The organism is Arthrobacter sp. MMS24-S77 (genome assembly GCF_054888235.1).
On record NZ_JBTZRN010000001.1, the window covers coordinates 4,716,783 to 4,731,752 of the forward strand.

Annotated in this window: 15 protein-coding genes and 4 pseudogenes; 3 read left to right on the plus strand and 16 right to left on the minus strand. The window is 62.0% G+C overall.

From position 1 onward, the window contains the following. Positions 1-5: 5 nt before the first annotated feature. The gene (locus tag ACX5I4_RS21815; RefSeq protein WP_461838524.1) at positions 6-476 is read right to left on the minus strand and encodes an SRPBCC family protein; all 471 of its coding nucleotides are present in this window, start codon (positions 474-476) and stop codon (positions 6-8) included. Beyond that, on the minus strand, positions 473-877 hold the full coding sequence (locus ACX5I4_RS21820; RefSeq protein ID WP_461838525.1) for an ArsR/SmtB family transcription factor: 405 nt from the start codon (positions 875-877) through the stop codon (positions 473-475). Before ACX5I4_RS21820 ends, ACX5I4_RS21815 begins: the two co-directional genes overlap by 4 nt. A 674-nt stretch (positions 878-1,551) precedes the next feature. Between ACX5I4_RS21820 and ACX5I4_RS21825 the strand changes: the two genes are divergently transcribed. Continuing rightward, entirely contained in the window at positions 1,552-1,788 is a 237-nt protein-coding gene (locus ACX5I4_RS21825; protein ID WP_461838526.1) for a hypothetical protein, read from the plus strand. A 149-nt stretch (positions 1,789-1,937) separates the two neighbouring features. Here ACX5I4_RS21825 and ACX5I4_RS21830 read toward each other — a convergent pair. From ACX5I4_RS21830 to ACX5I4_RS21890, 13 genes and pseudogenes are all read right to left on the minus strand, one after another. Then, positions 1,938-2,252: pseudogene (locus ACX5I4_RS21830) on the minus strand (gamma-glutamyltransferase); the annotation flags it as partial. 75 nt (positions 2,253-2,327) lie between these two features. Then, positions 2,328-3,209, minus strand: a complete 882-nt coding sequence (locus tag ACX5I4_RS21835; protein ID WP_461838790.1) for a beta-keto acid cleavage family enzyme — start codon at positions 3,207-3,209, stop codon at positions 2,328-2,330. Continuing rightward, entirely contained in the window at positions 3,206-3,640 is a 435-nt protein-coding gene (locus tag ACX5I4_RS21840; RefSeq protein ID WP_461838797.1) for a hypothetical protein, read from the minus strand. Before ACX5I4_RS21840 ends, ACX5I4_RS21835 begins: the two co-directional genes overlap by 4 nt. A gap of 16 nt (positions 3,641-3,656) precedes the next feature. Further along, positions 3,657-4,151 (minus strand): annotated as a pseudogene (locus ACX5I4_RS21845) (MFS transporter); the annotation flags it as partial. A gap of 582 nt (positions 4,152-4,733) precedes the next feature. Beyond that, complete coding sequence (locus tag ACX5I4_RS21850) at positions 4,734-6,089, minus strand: FtsW/RodA/SpoVE family cell cycle protein (protein ID WP_461838527.1); 1,356 nt, start codon at positions 6,087-6,089, stop codon at positions 4,734-4,736. A 120-nt stretch (positions 6,090-6,209) separates the two neighbouring features. Then, on the minus strand, positions 6,210-7,229 hold the full coding sequence (locus ACX5I4_RS21855; protein ID WP_461838528.1) for a cation diffusion facilitator family transporter: 1,020 nt from the start codon (positions 7,227-7,229) through the stop codon (positions 6,210-6,212). Next, a complete protein-coding gene (locus tag ACX5I4_RS21860; RefSeq protein ID WP_461838529.1) occupies positions 7,226-7,588 on the minus strand; it encodes an ArsR/SmtB family transcription factor in 363 nt (120 codons plus the stop codon). Before ACX5I4_RS21860 ends, ACX5I4_RS21855 begins: the two co-directional genes overlap by 4 nt. A gap of 310 nt (positions 7,589-7,898) precedes the next feature. After that, positions 7,899-8,501 (minus strand): DNA-3-methyladenine glycosylase I, encoded by a 603-nt coding sequence (locus ACX5I4_RS21865; RefSeq protein WP_461838530.1) that lies wholly within the window; start codon positions 8,499-8,501, stop codon positions 7,899-7,901. A gap of 56 nt (positions 8,502-8,557) precedes the next feature. Then, positions 8,558-9,253, minus strand: coding sequence for an alpha-ketoglutarate-dependent dioxygenase AlkB family protein (locus ACX5I4_RS21870; protein WP_461838531.1), 696 nt, complete (start codon positions 9,251-9,253; stop codon positions 8,558-8,560). Continuing rightward, positions 9,250-9,870: a methylated-DNA--[protein]-cysteine S-methyltransferase gene (locus tag ACX5I4_RS21875; RefSeq protein WP_461838532.1), complete on the minus strand. Its 621-nt coding sequence runs from the start codon at positions 9,868-9,870 to the stop codon at positions 9,250-9,252. The genes ACX5I4_RS21870 and ACX5I4_RS21875 overlap by 4 nt, the downstream gene beginning before the upstream one ends. Further along, a complete protein-coding gene (locus tag ACX5I4_RS21880; protein ID WP_461838533.1) occupies positions 9,867-10,373 on the minus strand; it encodes an RNA polymerase sigma factor in 507 nt (168 codons plus the stop codon). Before ACX5I4_RS21880 ends, ACX5I4_RS21875 begins: the two co-directional genes overlap by 4 nt. After that, entirely contained in the window at positions 10,373-10,882 is a 510-nt protein-coding gene (locus tag ACX5I4_RS21885; RefSeq protein ID WP_461838534.1) for a methylated-DNA--[protein]-cysteine S-methyltransferase, read from the minus strand. Before ACX5I4_RS21885 ends, ACX5I4_RS21880 begins: the two co-directional genes overlap by 1 nt. Before the next feature lie 42 nt (positions 10,883-10,924). Continuing rightward, entirely contained in the window at positions 10,925-11,176 is a 252-nt protein-coding gene (locus ACX5I4_RS21890) for a cell division protein CrgA (RefSeq protein WP_461838535.1), read from the minus strand. A 177-nt stretch (positions 11,177-11,353) separates the two neighbouring features. Between ACX5I4_RS21890 and ACX5I4_RS21895 the strand changes: the two genes are divergently transcribed. Both ACX5I4_RS21895 and ACX5I4_RS21900 read left to right on the plus strand, forming a co-directional pair. Beyond that, the gene (locus tag ACX5I4_RS21895; protein WP_461838536.1) at positions 11,354-12,193 is read left to right on the plus strand and encodes a class E sortase; all 840 of its coding nucleotides are present in this window, start codon (positions 11,354-11,356) and stop codon (positions 12,191-12,193) included. A 169-nt stretch (positions 12,194-12,362) separates the two neighbouring features. Further along, a pseudogene (locus ACX5I4_RS21900) lies at positions 12,363-13,003 on the plus strand (aminodeoxychorismate/anthranilate synthase component II). Here the strand turns inward: ACX5I4_RS21900 and pknB are convergent. Further along, positions 13,000-14,966, minus strand: a pseudogene (gene pknB / locus ACX5I4_RS21905) (Stk1 family PASTA domain-containing Ser/Thr kinase). The pseudogenes ACX5I4_RS21900 and pknB sit on opposite strands and share 4 nt — an antisense overlap. Positions 14,967-14,970 lie beyond the last annotated feature (4 nt).

Genomic DNA, 14,970 nt, shown 5'->3' on the forward strand with positions numbered 1-14,970 from the left:
AGCTTTTACCCTAGGAGTTCCTCCAAACGATCCATCGATTCCTTGATGCCCGTTTCCATACCGCTGGCGACAGCCATATCCCGGGCCTCCACCGAAGGAAACACGGAGTGCTGCACCACGCGTGTGCGGCCCCCGAGATCTTCGAACCTGGTGGTATCCAGGGTGACCTGACCGGGGGCCCCGTCGAACTCAAAGGTCTGGATGATCCGCAAAGGTTCCTGGACCTCGTGGAAAACCCCGCGGAAGCCGAATTCGTTGCCTTGGCCGTCCGAATGAATGTAGCGGTAGCTGCCTCCGGTCCGTGCATCGTAGGACACAAGACGGACTTCCAAGCGGCGCGGACCCATCCACTTGACCACCAGTTCGGGGTCCGTGAAAGCCCGGAACACGCGATCCGGTGCGGCGTCGAAGTCGCGGCTGGTGTCGATGAACGGCGTGCCGGCCGTGACGTCAATGGTCGTTGTGTTGGTGCTCATTGTTCCTTCTCCTCTTCCGAATAGTCCCCTTCGGCCGGGTCAGCGGCTAGCGGGGTTTCGCCGGCCAATAGCTCGTCCAGCCGGGCGAAGCGTTCCTCGGCCTGAAGGCGGTAGTTCTCGATCCACTCGGCCAAGGGACCCAGCGCCGTCGCGTTCAGGTGACAGGGACGGCGCTGCGCTTCCCTGCTCCTAGTGATGAGCCCGGCACCTTCCAGTACCTGCAGATGCTTTGAAATGGCTTGGACGGTGACGGTGAATGGCTGGGCGATCTCATTGACCGTGGCATCGCCCAAGGCCAATCGCGCCAGTATCCTGCGGCGCACGGGATCGGCGAGGGCCATGAAAGCCCTATTGAGCTGGTCTTCAGGATCCAGCACCGATGTTCCAACAGTCTCCGGCATGCGTCTCCCCTGCCTGTTCAAAGCATTGCGGACGGGTTCCGTAGCGCTCTGCTTCTTCGACTAGCTGACTCTTCAATCGGGTTATTCAAATGAGCGGTTTATCAACTAATTAATTGAATACGACAAGCCTAAGACTGTGCACGAGGACCGTCAAGACCCTGGATATGTTTTCCACAGGGGTTATCCACAATGTGTGTAACTTACAAGGATGTAGTTCACTTGTGGATTGGCTGTGCAGGGCGAGATGGCGGGGGTGGCAGATCGCCCTGGGGATTAACGTCCACAGCTGTGGATAACTTTTGCCCACACGCCTGTGGCTATGTGGATAAGAAGCCTAAAATTCGGGGGCGTGTGGACAACCTCACCGTTGGCGGCGGGCGGTGCGCAGTATCAACAGGGTTATCAACATTGTTAATAACTCACACGGTTGTAGTTCGCCGATTCCCGGTTGCCCCGAAAGCGCGCCGTTCCGGGAGTTTTCCACGGTGAAGGCAATACTTTTCCCCAGCTGTGGATAACTTGTGGGTAGCCGCCTGTTGTTAAGTGTGTAACTCCGACGATTGCAAGTCGCGTACATCACGCGCTACCTCCACAATTGTGCGCCCCGAACTGCTGCTGCGCGGGTCCGGGGCGTTCGCAGCGGCCCGAACCGGGACCCGAGTGTTGTCCCTTACATGGACGAGCTTTCGCTTTTCCTGCCTCTGGAACATTCCGTCAGTGACTTCACACGCCTGGAATCGCTGCCCGAAGCGGATCTTGTACTCTCGTGCGCAGGAATGCCGTACGTGCCGCGCGAGGATTTCCAAGGGTTCTGGGAGCTGATCCTTGTGTCGCTCAGGCCGGGGGTATCGTGGCGGCGGACTTTTTCGGCGATCGCGATGAATGGGCAGAAGGGCCCGGGACGTATCTGAATCGTGCAGAGATCGACGATATGGCGTCCGCCCTTCGAATCATCCGGCTCGATGAGGAAGAGCACGATGGGATGGCATTTTCAGGAATGAAGCGTTGGCACACGTACGCGCTCATCGCCCAAAAGAGTGCCGCGGGGTGAATCGCGGTTTCACACCGCCAGAGACACGCCTTCCTGTCGTCCGTCATCGAGAACCAGGAGGGCACGGCCGGTGAAGTCGATTGCCCTCGTGACGCCGCCGACAGTCGGTCGTTTAACCACCACGTGACCTCGCGCTTCAAGTTCGGAAATCGTATCCGGGGCGATTTCTTCGTCGACCCAAAGCTCTTCGGCCATTTCCGCCTCAGCCTTGTCGGGACCGGGGTAGTAGGTCCACTTGGGCCGGGTCAACGCTTCAAGGAGATCGGTGTTGTCGAACACCAAGGATCCGACGGTTTGGAGGTTCCATTGCGTCTGGCCATCTCCACCGGGTGTGCCGCCGGTTGATTCCTGTGGACACGGCGTGGCGCGATCCCCATTGGCGTCGACCGCGAAGCGGGTTCACGAGGCCTCCAGCTGCCCTGACGGTGCATGAGAGAACCGATCCACGGGCTGTCGCAAGCCAATAATCTCGCGTGTCTTCGCGGGATCGGCGGGCTCCCGGCCAAGTTCCTTGGCGATTCTGACGACGCGCTCGACAAGTCGCGGGTTGGTCGCCGGGGTGCGGTCGGTCCAATCCTCATAGGGGTTGTCCTCCAGCCCTACACGCACGTGACCTCCGAGGGCGAGAGCAAGAGTATTGGCCTTGAGCTGGTACCGGCCGATGCCCGCGAATGCCCAGGTCGTGTTGCCCGGCAGCGTTGCAAGAACGGCAGAGACATTGGCCGCAGAGAGATCTGCCGTGCCGCGCGAACCCCACAGGACATTGACGCAGGTCGGGTCTGTCAGGATGCCTTGTTTCCTGTAGTAGTGAATGACATTCGCCATGCCAACGTCGAACACCTCGAGCTCCGGTACGATTCCTTGCCGGCGCATTCGACCCGCCAGTGCTTCGATGGTTTCGGGAGAGTTCACCGACGGGCCTGATGGAAAGTTCATTGAGCCGAGGGTGAGCGACGCCATTTCGGGTCTTGCAGTCCCCTGGGGATCGAGGGACTCAGAGCGTTTGTCGACGTCCTGCCAACCTCGTCCGCTGGTAGTGACGACCAAAACGATCTCAGGAACGGCATCGACGACGGAGGCGATAATTTCTTCAAAGCGTTCGCGCCGCCATGTAGGGGTGCCGTCGTCCTCTCTTGCGTGTAGATGCACCATGGATGCTCCGGCGTCAGCGCATCGCCGAACGTCGGCGGCTATCTCTTCGGGAGTGATCGGAACATGAGGCACGGTTTCCCTGCGTGGAACCATCCCGGTTGGACACAGATTGATGATGGCTTCGCTCATTGGCTTACGTTCCCATCTGATGCTTGAGCTGAATCGTGCTGATGCAAATCGTTCAATTCCGTGTCTTGCGGCCATTTGCGGACCACCCCGACCACTGAAATGGCAAGCACGGCAAGTGCTCCCCAATAGGCCGTGTTCCAACCAGCAGCTTGGGACACGGTGAACACCGCGCCGCCAACGAGGCTGCCAACGGATTCGCCGATGCTCGTGGAGATTTGTCGCATGTTGAAGAGCTCGAGTTGCGAGCGGTGACCGCCGATGCCTGCGAAAACGGTGTTCAATATGGGTGTAAAGAAGGCTTCCGCTATTGAGAAAACAACCACCGCAAGCAGGACTCCCGAAAGTGTGCCCCCTAACAGGGCCATGACGAGGTACGCGCTGGCGAAGAGAGAAACTCCTCCGCGCATGAATGCAAAGGGGGGGCGTTCCACCGCGCATTCTTCTGTTCATGAGCATGCTGATGGGAGCCTGGATGGCCACCACTAGCAAGGCGTTCACGACAAAAACAGACGACCTTAGTGGGCCGGACTCGGCAACGGAGAGGAGGTGGATCGAGATCGCTGAGAAGAGCTGCGCGTAGAGGAAACAACCAGTCGCAGAGGTGATCGCGGCTGCCCGGACTTGCCGATCCAGGACAATCGCGGCGAACGTTTCTCTTGTGAGCGGTGGCCGTTCCTTAGAGGTGCGCGGTCGCGTTGAGGGAACGAAAATCGCAGAAACGATGGCAGCAGCAACGTATCCTGCCGCAACCGACCAAAGAAGAGCAGCCGTTGAGCCGCTTAGGAGCAGCGCACCCAGAAGGGGGCCAGCTGCTGCAGCCAGATTTGCGCCCACTTGGATTGCGGAGAAGACGGTCGTTCGCCGATCAGAGGACTGGAGTGATTCTGTGGCGAAGACTCGAAGAGCCATTCCGCTGACGCTGATCCCTACGCCCGCGACCACGCTATGTTTTCATGTACCCGATCGAGATCAAGCAGGGTCTCCAAACCAATCCTCACCACGACTTGTATACGAAGCGGACAAAGCCCGCGGACCTCAGACCCGAGGCCCGCGGCCTTCGCTTATTTCCGTCATTCTCAGATGGTTGTGCTCTTGCACGGTGCCAGCTCAAACTCCAGTTCCTTCTCCATGTATCCCCCTTCCGCTCTCAGCTTGAACACCGTAGGAACAATCGCTTCCAAGCGAAGTAATGGCCAGGCATCAATTAGGTGCCATGAGGTGGCCGATCGTGACACGAATCGGGCAGGTCAACTTCGGAAACCCGACCCCTCACTCGGAAGCGGTCCCTCTGTGGCATTTCGGGATTGCCGGTCGAAGCCCTTGAGGGCAGCAGCAATTTGGCCGCCATATTGTCCAGAACAGCCAGAAAATTCAATGGCTTGGGAAGTCTGCTCGTCTTCGTCCACGCCACCGGCCACAGCGACGGCACGTCTCGACGACGGACAGGAACTCCCGGGACTCAACGAGGTCTTCGTAGGGCACGCCTCGCATCAAATAGTGCAAAGGTCCATTTCCAGACGCGCGTCACGCCGGGGAGTGTTCGGCCTGGGAAGCGATCGCTTGGGGCCTGCGGGCTGCGTCACTGATCCGCAACAGCAGGGCGACGATGATCCAGTTGGCAAGGAGGGAGGACCCGCCCGCGGAGAGGAACGGCGTGGTCAGTCCAGTGAGGGGAATAAGGCGGGTGACGCCGCCGATGATGATGAAGCACTGAAGGGCCATGGTGAAGGCCAACCCGCAGGCCAGGAGCTTCCCGAACGCATCCCGGATGCCCAACGCGGCACGGAATCCCCTGGTGAAAAGCAGCAAGTAGAGCAGCACGATCGCGAACAGCCCGATCAAGCCGAGTTCTTCGCCAAGGGAGGCGATGATCATGTCGCTGTTGGCGAAGGGCACAAGGTCCGGGCTTCCGAGCCCGAGGCCTTTCCCGATCAGGCCGCCATCGGCCATTCCGAAGAGGCCTTGGACAATCTGGGCGCTACCTCCGGGAAAGCGGGTGTACACCTGGGGGTCGAAGGCATTGATCCAGGCGTCGATGCGCAAGCCGACATGGGAAAAGATCTTTGCCGCGGCGTATCCGCCCACTGCCATGAGTATCAGGCCGAGAACCAGCCAACTCGCCCGACTCGTGGCAACGTAGATCATCACCATGAACAGGCCGAAGAGCAAGATCGACATGCCGAGATCGTGCTGGAAGACAAGGACGCCTACGCTGGCGGCCCAAGCGGTGATCATCGGCCCCGTGTCCTTGATTCTGGGGAACTGCAGGCGTCCGAATTTCCTGCCGGCCAACAAGATCAGGTCCCGGTTGGAGGACAAATACCCCGCGAAGAAGACGGCGAGCGTGATCTTCACGATCTCCCCTGGCTGGAACTGCAGGGGCCCGAGTCGTATCCAGACATTCGCACCGTTGATATCGCCGGCGGAAATGCCCGGGACGAGGGGAAGGATGAGAAGGGCAGCGCTGACAGCAAGGGCAATGAACGTGTACCGGCGCAGTAACCGGTGATCCTTCAGCAGCCACAGTACGGCGGCCGCGACCAGGACCGAGACGATGGTCCAGTTGAGCTGGTTGGTCCCCGCAGTGCTGCCGGTTGACGCGTCCAAGCGTCGGATCATGGCGATGCCCAAACCGTTCAACGCCACGACGATAGGGAGGATCACCGGATCCGCGTACCGTGCCCTGAACCGCAGGACAACGTGGAAGACCCCGGCCAGCACCGTCAAGGTTCCGGCTTGGAGCCAGAATCCAAAGTCGAGGGCTTCCTTCTTGTCCACGCCGGTCATGGCGATGGCCCCGACGCCAACGCCAAGGGCGAGTACCAGCAATACCATTTCAACGTTCCGGCGAGGCTTCGCCGGAATCGCTTGCTGACTCATGGGCATCTTCTTTCATGGATTTTTGGGCGGGGCGGGCGGGTCCCTTCTCAGCAGGTTCGTGTTCAGTGGGTCATCATAGCCCCAACAGCTGGGCACCCGTTGGGAAGGGAACCCGGCCTTTCAGCGGCCCCGCCCTGTCACAGGCTGTATCACCATGTCGTCGAGCTTTGGCAGCGCGCGCTCAAGCTGATGCCGCGCGTCGTCGATAGTTTCTTCCACGGCTGAGAGGGCCGCGTTGGCGACCATGATGGTGGCCGTCCCCTGAAGGCGGTGGCCAACCCAGCGAAGCTGGAGCTTCGGCACGGAAAGCACGCCGGGAGTCCTTTCCAACGCCGCTTGGGCGTGGTCGAGCAGTTCGGGTTCTATTCCGTCCATCAGGCGCCGGCCGACACTGCGTACAGTGCCCCAGAGCAGGACGATGATGGCCGCCGAAATCAGCAGGCCGACGATAGGGTCGGCCAAAGGGAATCCAAGCAGCACGCCGCCAGCGCCAAGTACCACCGCGAGGGAGGTGAATCCGTCGATGCGCGCATGGACCCCGTCGGCGACCAATGCAGCGGACCCGATCTGCCGGCCGACCCTGATGCGGTAGACAGCCACGATTTCATTGCCCGCAAAGCCGATGAGTCCGGCAGCGAGAACCCACCACAGGTTGTGCAGGGGTTGCGGGTGGAACAGGCGGTCGATGGATTGCCAGGCGGCGACCACCGCCGAAAGTGCAACCACGACGACGATGAACAGTCCCGCAAGGTCCTCGGCCCGCCCGTACCCATAGTTGTAGCGGCGAGTTGCCGCCCGGCGCCCCAGGATGAACGCGATCCACAGGGGCACCGCGGTGAGCGCGTCCGAGAAGTTGTGGATGGTGTCTGCCAGCAAAGCGACGGAGCCGCTGATGAGGACCACGAGGAACTGCAGGACGGTGGTGCCGAGGAGTATGAAGAGGCTGATCTTCAGGGCCCGAACCCCCTGCGTGCTGGACTCGAGGGCGTCGTCGATGGAATCGGCGGCATCGTGGGAGTGCGGGACAAAAAGCTCGTAGAGCCATCCCTTGAGACCCCCGTTGTGATCGTGGTCGTGTCCGGCGTGGTCATGTTCATGCACATGGTCTTCGTGATGACCAACTTGCTGGCCGCTGGTCATGCCGATGCCTGTTCCGCACGGTGGTGTGCAGGGGTGCTGCCCAAGGCGTGTTCTGCTTGGAAGATGGCATCTGCCACCAGTTGGCGGGCGTGTTCGTTCTCAAGCCGGTACATCACCTTGGTTCCGTCCTGCCGCGTGGAAACCATCCTCGCCAGGCGCATTTTGGCAAGGTGCTGCGATACCGCCGCCGGGGACTTCCCCACCAGGTCCGCCAGCGCGCCGACGGCCATTTCGCCGTCGCGGAGGGCCAGGATGATCCGCACCCTCGTGGCGTCAGCCAGCATCGCGAACACTTCAACGGCCAACTCAACGTACTGACTGTCGACTCCCAGCGAGCAGGCATTCTTATCTGCATTCATACGCAGATTCTTTCACATTTCCCGGCCAAAGCCCCTTCGGGGAGCCGAGACGGTGAACCGAAAGCACATCCGGCCGCCAAGGCGCGAGGCGCCTGAATGAAGTTCTCAATGCCTCCGCGATGAACTCTCGATGAACCCGGGAACACTATCCACAGGGTTGTTCACACTGGGTAAAACCTCATGTGGAAGGCGTACCGGCCTGGTATCCACCTGAATCTCGGGGATTTTCACGCCATGTGCGTGGATGTCCACAAGAATTGTCCACAGCTGTGGATAAAGTTACGCACTTCTGTGGAAAGAAATGGGGGTATCAGGGCCAAATTCCTGAGCTGCCACGACGATGGCTGTCCACGAGATGGGTATCGATGATGCCGATCGCCTCCATCAACGCGTACATGGTGGTGGGCCCGACGAAGGCGAAGCCCTTCTTACGCAGGGCCTTGGACAAGGCGATCGATTCCGGCGACTGGGTGGCGACATCGGCAAAGGTACGCGGTTCGGGCGTCGACTCGGGTTGGAAGGACCACACGAAGTCCACCAGTCCGCCTTCGCTGCGCAGGGCGATGGTGGCTTTGGCGTTGGTGATGGCCGCGCGGATCTTGAGCCGGTTGCGCACGATCCCCGGATCCTGCATCAGCCGTTCGACATCCGCCTCGGTAAAGGCCGCGACACTTTCCGGGTGGAAGTTCAAGAAAGCGGATCTGAACGCTTCGCGTTTGCGCAAGATAGTGGCCCAAGAGAGGCCCGCTTGGAAACCCTCGAGGCTGATGCGCTCGTACAAGCCCTGCTCGTCCCGCACGGGCATGCCCCACTCGTGGTCGTAGTACTCGCGCATGAGCGGGTCAGCGGATGCCCACGGCGGCCGGGCGAGGCCGTCATCGCCAATGATGGTGCCGTTCTCGGGCGGGGTCATAAGTGTTCCTCCACAGGAAGCCGGGCAGAAGTTGTTGTTGACATTGTGCCCCAGCCCTACGACATTCCAGTGACGCGCATGGTGATATTGATCCGCCCGCTGGGCAGTCCGCAGCCCTCGGGGGCCGTTCCGGGGAGCACCTTGGTGATGCCGTGGTACGCAAGACGCGATGAACCGCCGAAGACGAACAGATCACCGGAGGACAGTTGGACGTCGGTATACGGCTTGGTGCGGGTCTCAGTGTTCCCGAAGCGGAAGATGCTACTGTCACCGATGCTCAGTGACACCACAGGGGCCCGGGACTTTTCGTCCTTGTCCTGGTGCATCCCCATCTTGGCGGCGTCGTTGTAGAAGTTCACCAGCGCGGTGTCCGGCGTATAGTCGGCGGCTTCCGCGGCATCACCGTATGCCTCGAAGAGTGCTTTGCGGCCAAGCCGCACCATCCAGTCGGGAAAGTCCAGGACCCGCCGTCCGTTGACGTCGAAGGCTTCGCGTGTGTACCTGTAGGGCTGCCAGTGCCAGCCCAGGCAAACCGTCTGAACGGACATCGGGTGCCCGCCGGGAAGAACCGCGGCACGCAAAGGAACGGGACCCCGCGTCCACTCACCGAAACGGGTCGTGATCCACCGCTGCTGTTCCAGGCTCAGCCAGCCCGGAACGTGCACGGCGCCGGGCGCGATCTCCCGCGGACCGGCGTCGGGCCCGTCCGGCAACTCAAGCGGAAACAGCGGTTCCGTCCACCCTGAGCTCATGCTGCCTCAAGGGCCAACAAGGTGCGCTTGGCCTCCGTACCGCCGAGGTAATTGCCGAACGATCCATCGGACTTCACCACCCGATGGCAAGGAACTATCACCGGCAGCGGGTTGGTGGCGCAGGCAGTGCCGACGGCGCGCACGGCTCGAGGGCTTCCGGCGGCCAAGGCCACCTGCGCGTAGCTTTCCGTATGCCCGTAGGCGATCTGCGGCAAATGCTCCAGGACGCTGAGCCGGAATCCACGCGAAAGCCTGAAATCCAAGGGCAGGTCAAAATTGTGCCGCGTCCCGGCGAAGTATTCATCCAGTTCCCGGGCAGCGGGATCCAGGCGGCCTGCCGAGAGGAGGATCCGCGGACTGAGCTTTTCAGCGAGCAGTTGCAGCACGGCGTCGTGGTCTTCCACTTCAAAAGCAACGCGCACCACGCCACGCTCCGTTGCCGCCAATAGCAGTTTGCCGATCGGGGAATCCACGGTGCGGTAGGCGATATCGAGTGTGTGTTGTTCAGCCGCCGCTGCTGCAAGACGGTCGTGGAGCAACTGCAGGACCTCTGGTTCCACGGATTCGAAGGGTGCGAGGAGCTCGGAGGCGTCCGGTTTGTTGTGGTGGATGGTCATGGGGTCTCTTCTTTCACGTAGCTCACGGAGCTATCGACGAGAATGGTGCGAAGTGCCTTGACGCCGTCGGCACCTGCTCGACGCGCGGCGTCGGGGGTTCCGCCGAGAAGCGCGGCGACGTCCTTGTACGGAAGCCCCGCGAGGTAGTGGTACGCCACCGCCTGCCGCTGTTTCGGCGGAAGCTGTCCGACGGCGTCGAGCACTTCCGTATGGCCGTCGCCGGGGATGCCGAGCCCGGAATGGCTCACCGGCAGCACTTCCACGGGAAGTGGCTGACGGTTACGCGCACGGACGATGTCGATGGACTTGCGGTGCGCAATGGTGACGAGCCAGGCCTGGACGTTCGCGCCTGCAGGAAGCCCGGGATAAGCCCTCAACGCGGAAAGGAACGTTTCGGACCAGCCGTCTTCTGCGTCGTGGGGGCCAAGAACCGCACGGCATACACGGAGCACCGTGGGTTCGTGCTCCCGGACGATCAGCTCGAACGGCTTCTTGGGCTCCATCAGAAGAGCTTGCTTTCCTTCGCCGCCGCTGGTTCCTCGAGTTCCAGGAGGAACCGCTTGTTGTCGAGTCCGCCGGCGTATCCGGTAAGCCGCCCGTCGCGCCCGATTACTCTGTGGCACGGAATGACGATACTTAGGGGATTGCGGCCAACCGCTGAACCGACCGCTTGGGAAAGGTTGCGATCGCCCAGTTCGGCGGCCAGTTCCCCGTAGCTGACGGTTTGCCCATACGGAATTTGTTCGAGCCTGGCCCAGACTTGTTCCTGGAAAAGATTCCCGGAAGCCTTGAAAGGGACGTCGAACACCGTCCGTTCGCCGGCCAGGTATTCGCCAAGCTCAGCGGCGGTTTGCTGGAACAGGGGATCATCGGCCGGGACGGCTTGACCGAAGAATTCCTGAGGCGGCATATGCCAGTGACCCTCGAAGAAGATGCCCGTCAGCAGCCCGCCCTGGGCGGTCAGCGTGAGCTGGCCCAGTGGGGAATCAATGGTGGTGTGCCTGGTGGTCATGCCTAGTAGACGGTGCAGGCGGCTGAAATGTGAGGTCGCCGCTTAGGAGCGCCAGCGCGTGGTCATGAGGAAGCCGACAATCGCGATGCCGAAGCCAGCCACGATGTTCCAGGACTCCCATGCCGGCACGGGAAGTTGGCCACTGGTGATGTAGAAAGTGATGATCCACAGCAAGCCGATGATCATCAGGCCGAACATGACCGGCTTGTACCAAACGGGGTTCGGCTTGTACTGCTGTGCGGTGGCCGCCTCGGTGGGGCGGGCGGCCCTCTTGCGGGGCTTGGACTCGGGCACGGATCCTCCTTGGCCGGCTGAATGAATGGCCACGCGCTGGCTTGATATCCTGCAGGAAGGAAAATTCCAGCGGTCAACGCGCGCGCGGCAATTCCGGGTTCGTACTAGCAGTCAAGTCTAGCCGGATTTCGGAGACCGCCCGTCGTCGGGCGTCCGTGCCTGTGAAGAGGAGATCCAGTGGCGCAGCAGCAGACGCAGCAGCCCGCTGCCGTGCCCGACGACGGCGCAGGAACCGGCGCGGAGGGTCCCCGCCGGCCTCGCTCGGGGAAACGCAAGGGACGGCCGAGCATCGGCGACGTTGTGCGCAAGATCGTCCAGGTCATCGGTGAGCTGCTCCTCACTGCGGGAGTCATCCTGTTGCTCTTTGTGGCTTGGGAGCTGTGGTGGACCAACATCGAAGCTGATGCCAAGCAAAGCCAGGCCATCCAGGGGTTCGCCAAGGACTTCGCGGGACCCGTGGCACCGGTAGCCCCCGCCGGACCGACCGACTATGGGAAGCCCGTGGTTGCCCAGGCTCCCGGGCACGGCGGAATGATCGGCATCATGTACATTCCGCGGTTCGGCCCTGATTATTCGCGGCCCATCATGGAGGGAACCGGTTCCGACATCCTGGACACCCTGGGCCTAGGCCACTACGGGACCACGAGTATGCCCGGTGCGCCCGGAAACTTCGCCGTCGCCGGGCATCGCCAGACCCATGGCGCTGTGCTGGACAACATCCATCTTCTCGTCCCGGGCGACAAAATCTACGTGCAGACCAAAGACGGTTACTACACGTACGTCTTCCGCAACAACCAGATCGTGCTGCCCTCGCGGACGGACGTTCTTCTTCCGGTCCCCACGCAGCCTGGTGCGACGCCTACCGAAAGCTACTTGACCATGACCAGCTGCAATCCGCGCTTCGGTGCGGAGGAACGCATCATCGCGTACTCCCTGCTGGAAGCCTGGCAACCCGCGTCCGCCGGCCCACCACAGGACATCGCCAAACAAGTCGCCCAGACGCGCGGAAAGGGCTAAGCATGTACGGATGGATCTTCCGCCACCTCCCGGGACCCCTGTGGGTGCGTATCCTGACTTCAGTGGCCCTCGTGGCATGCGCGCTTGTCCTGATGGTCCAGTTCCTCTTCCCCTGGATGTCACAGTTCACTACCTTCACCGACTCAACGATTGGTTCAGCAAAGCAGCCATGAGCACAACAAAAATCCTCGTCGTGGACAACTACGACAGCTTCGTCTATACCCTCGTCGGCTACTTGCAGGAACTCGGTGCGGAAACCACAGTGGTCCGCAATGACGATGTCACCCTCGCCGAAGCGATCGAGCTTGCGGATGCCCGGGACGGCGTGCTGATCTCCCCGGCCCCGGCACCCCTGCCGAAGCCGGCGTCTGCATAGAGTTGATCAAGTGGTGCGGCGACAACAACAAGCCGATGTTCGGCGTCTGCCTTGGCCACCAGGCGCTGGCGGAGGCCTACGGCGGGACCGTTACACACGCACCGGAGCTCATGCACGGCAAGACTTCGCCCGTGCATCACGAGGGCAAGAGCGTTTTCGCCGGGCTGCCCTCGCCGGTGACGGCCACGCGCTACCATTCCCTGGCAGCTGTGCGGGAAAGCATCCCGGACGTTCTGGAAATCACTGCTGAAACCGCCAGCGGGGTGGTCATGGGCCTACAGCACCGCACGGCACCGCTATGCGGGGTGCAGTTCCACCCGGAATCGGTGCTCACTGAAGGTGGTTACCTCATGCTCGGCAACTGGCTCGAATCGCTCGGGATGTCCGGTGCGGCCGCCCGTGCGGCCACGCTTAGTCCGCTGATCCATCGCTAGCCGCCCAAGCCGCCCCCCAGGCCGCCCCCACGGCTTCGGGTGTCGCTTGGGCTGGGCGTGGGACTGGGCGTCGGAGCGGGAGCCTTCGCAACGATCACACTGATGGTTTTTCCCTGCTCCACAAGGGATTTGAACGCATCCCCCTGGCTCGTGACCTTTCCAGGAGCTACTTGTGAATTCTCCTGCTCGGTGACGGCGATGGCCAGGCCGTTCTCTTTAAGCAGGGCCTCTGCATCCGCCACACTCAAACCAACGAGCTGAGGCACGGCCACCTTGCCTGTGGACACCACCAAATCAACTGTGCTGCCCGCGCCCACAACAGCCCCAGGAGCGGGCTTGGTGCTGATGACGGAGCCTGCGGGAACCGTAGGACTATTGGCCAAGGTGCTCGACCCGCCCACGAGGCCGGCTTGGCGCAGGAGGTCACGTGCGGCGGCTTCGGTGAGCCCGCTCAGGCCCGCAGGAACGGTTACCGAGACCGGACCGCCAGAAACGTTCAGTATGACGTGTGAGTTCGGCGCCACTTGAGACCCCACGCTCGGGTCGGTGCTGATCACCGTACCCTTTGCGATGGTGTCGTGCGGGACGGTGCGTGACTCCGGGCTGAGATTGGCACCATAGAGCGCTTGCAAGGCCATGGCTTCGGTCATGCCGGCCACTTGCGGGACCGCGATCAGCGCCGGCGGTGCCGGCTTCTGGTTCACCGTGTTGTACAACCAGAAGCCGCCGCCAGCCAGGACAAGCAGCGTAAAGATGACCACAACTGCGGCCCATGCGCGACGGCGGGACTTCTGCCGGGGGGTCCGCTCGCGTTCAGGGGTGAAACCGAGCGGCATGACGCCGTCGGGGTCTGGCTCCGTCACCGGTTCGCTGGCGTGCAGGGCCAACAGGGTGTCCTGGTCACCGGCGTCCTGGATATTGCCCGGTCTCCCGGTCAGGGTGCTGTCCAGGAATTCGGCGCCCGACAGGCCGCGGGCCAAGCCACCCTCGGGAAGGTGCTGCGTCGACGGTACGACGTCCTGGGGGTCCGTGGGTGTCCCGGTGGCAAACGCAGGGACTGCCACGCCGTTCTTGGCGGCCCGCAAGGCACGGCGGAAGGCGGCCGCGTCCTGGAAACGGTCGGCACGGTCCTTCTGGAGGCCCTTGGCCAGGACGCTGTCCAATGCTTCCGAAACGGCCGGATTGAACGTGCTGGCGGGCTCGGGGATTTCCCGGACGTGCTGGTAGGCCACGGAGACAGGACTGTCTCCGGTGAACGGAGGCCGGGACGTGAGCATCTCGAACAGCAGGCACGCCGCAGAATACAGATCACTACGGGCATCCACCGTCTCGCCGCGGGCTTGCTCGGGCGAGAGGTACTGGGCTGTTCCAACCACGGCCTGGGTCTGGGTCATGGTGGCCGCGGAGTCGGCCATGGCCCGGGCGATGCCGAAGTCCATGACCTTGACGTCGTTTGAATCCCCGGACACCATGACGTTGGCCGGCTTGATGTCGCGGTGGACGATTCCTGCTTTGTGACTGTATTCCAGGGCGGACAGGACGCCAAGGATGAACTCGATGGCTTGATCGATGCTCAGTTCCTTGGCACGGATCAGGTCGCGGATAGTCCGGCCGGACACGTATTCCATGACGATGTAGGGGACCCGGACGTCTTCCCCGGACCACCGGACACCGTGTACTCCCCGGTGTCATAGATGGCCACGATCGAGGAGTGGTTCAGGGCTGCCACTGCTTGGGCCTCGCGTTTGAAGCGGGCATGGAACTGCGGATCGCGGGCAAGATCGGCCCGGAGCAGCTTCACCGCCACGGTGCGGCCGAGCAGGGTGTCGGTGCCTTTGTAGACATCCGCCATACCGCCACGGCCGAGCAATTCACCGAGTTCGTACCGCCCGTTGAGGACGCGCTGGGTTGTCATGGGAGTGCTGTCCTCTCTGTGGGCAGGGGTGGAGCGTCCGGTTGTCATGGTG